The following is a 2,009-nucleotide window of genomic DNA, read 5'->3' as shown; positions in this document are numbered from 1 at the left end:
ACCTTTATAAACAAAAAAGAACCCAAAGAATTGAGTGTGGAATTTTTGCTCCACGTACGGACCATTTAGTTGAACAAGAGATAAATTAAATAGCTAAGGATTGTGAAGTATTTTATAATGATGAATGCTTTTTATTTTAGTCTAAAAATAAGAATAAAAGGGGTTGTTTAAAAAAAACAATAATATATTGCATATGGATAATGATTTATTGTAAAACGATAAATAAGTGAGGTGCATTTTTATGAAACGAGGAACAACTGTTTTTTTAAAGATAGCTGTTTTTCTTATTGGGATTACGGTACTCGCCTTGTGTATATTTTGGTTGCCTTGGTTAGCAAATGATACGGCAGAAATGTTTCCGGAGTTTGCTTTTTTGCAATATCCTGTATTAATCGGTTTGTATGTAACTGTGATACCATTTTTCCTTGCTCTGTATCAAGCTTTAAAACTTTTAAACTACATTGAAAATAACAATGCTTTTTCGGAATTGTCTGTAAAGGTTTTGAAATATATAAAATACTGTGCAATTACAATCAGTATCTTATATTTGATAGGGACCATCGTTCTTATGTCTCAAAACGCCTTACACCCAGGAATAGCAATTATCGGATTAACAATTATTTTTACTTCTGTTGTTATTGCAGTCTTCACTGCGGTTCTTCAGAAATTATTAAAAAACGTTTTAGATATAAAATCAGAAAATGATTTTACGGTCTGAGGTGAAACAGTGGCAATTATAATCAATATCGATGTGATGTTAGCTAAAAGAAAAATGAGTGTAACAGAACTATCTGAAAGAGTTGGAATCACAATGGCTAACCTTTCTATTTTGAAAAATGGAAAGGCTAAAGCGATTCGATTATCAACTTTAGAAGCTATTTGTAAGGCATTGGACTGTCAACCTGGGGATATTCTTGAATATCAAAGTGACATTGACAATCAAGAATCAACCATTTGATAGTTTAAACACATTAAGAAGGAATGTCATAAAATTGTTGAATTTTAACTAATGATAGTTGGCTAAAAGAGAGGAATGGACTAAATGGCTAAAGAAATGTTTGTGCAAATAAGTGATTGTAAACTATATGCTAAATTGATAGGGGAAAATAATGGAAAACCAACAATAATAATGGACGCTGGATATGGAGACTTTTCCAAGGCTTGGGATTCAGTAATTGGGGATATTTCAATGCTCTCTAATGTTCTAATTTATGATAGAGCAGGACTTGGGAAAAGTGAAACAAGTTCAAACCCCAGAACCAGCCGTGAGATGGTAAAAGAATTGAAGGAACTTCTTATTGAAGCCAATATTAAACCTCCGTACATATTAGTTGGTCACTCATTTGGTGGAGTTAATATGCGGATATATGCAACTGAATATCATAATGAAGTTTGCGGACTTGTCTTAGTTGACTCTACGCCTGAAGATTACAGAGAAAGATTTCTCCCAACGATGTCACAAGATTTTCAACAAGCATACAACAAGCAATTTGTTTATGAAGGCAATTATGATGAATTTATGGAAAGTCTAAAGCAATTAAAAGAAACCAGACTTAAATTAAATGTCCCATTAATTGTTCTTTCAGCTGGTAAGAAAGCTCATTATTCAAAGGAATCACAAGAGTTATGGAATGACATGCAGAGAGAGATTCTTGAAATATCCTCAGATGGTGAATTGGTGATTGCTGAAAACAGTGCTCATTTTATACAAAATGATGAACCAGAAGTAGTAGTTAGTGCGATAAAAAAGCTAATTGACATTTTTAAAAATTAAATTGTGGAGGATAATACTTAAACCTTAAACTCCCTCAGTTTAATACGATTTTCTCCCAACCCAAATACTCGCTATCGGGGTGCGTTAGTTTATTAAGTAATTTTATGGAAGAGGTCAGAATTTAGTTATTCCATTAAATGGCGCTATTCTTGCATAAGGAAGCGCCTTTTAACGGGGATTTGTTTTTAGGGAGATCCCTTAATCCACCTTTTCGAGGGGATGGGCAAAAACACCC

At 33.1% G+C, this 2,009-nt stretch carries 3 protein-coding genes; all 3 read left to right on the top strand.

The window, feature by feature from the left end:
• Window positions 1-241 precede the first annotated feature (241 nt).
• Complete coding sequence (locus PDQ33_RS28755; protein ID WP_000820334.1) at window positions 242-718, top strand: DUF2975 domain-containing protein; 477 nt, start codon at window positions 242-244, stop codon at window positions 716-718.
• Window positions 719-727: 9 nt separating this feature from the next.
• A complete protein-coding gene (locus PDQ33_RS28750) occupies window positions 728-958 on the top strand; it encodes a helix-turn-helix domain-containing protein (RefSeq protein WP_000974627.1) in 231 nt (76 codons plus the stop codon).
• Window positions 959-1,042: 84 nt separating this feature from the next.
• Window positions 1,043-1,774 carry an alpha/beta fold hydrolase gene (locus PDQ33_RS28745; protein ID WP_001040756.1) on the top strand — a complete coding sequence of 244 codons (732 nt, stop codon included), beginning with the start codon at window positions 1,043-1,045 and terminating at the stop codon, window positions 1,772-1,774.
• Window positions 1,775-2,009: the final 235 nt, after the last annotated feature.

The organism is Bacillus cereus group sp. Bc031 (assembly GCF_027716265.1).
Taxonomy (GTDB): Bacteria; Bacillota; Bacilli; order Bacillales; family Bacillaceae_G; genus Bacillus_A; species Bacillus_A paranthracis.
The sequence above is the reverse complement of the archived record's forward strand: the minus strand, read 5'-3'. Positions and strand labels throughout refer to the sequence as shown.

Coding starts and splice junctions, on each gene's coding strand:
- PDQ33_RS28745 (WP_001040756.1), top strand. CDS start 1,043: ATGGCTAAAGAAATGTTTGTGCAAATAAGTGATTGTAAACTATATGCT.
- PDQ33_RS28755 (WP_000820334.1), top strand. CDS start 242: ATGAAACGAGGAACAACTGTTTTTTTAAAGATAGCTGTTTTTCTTATT.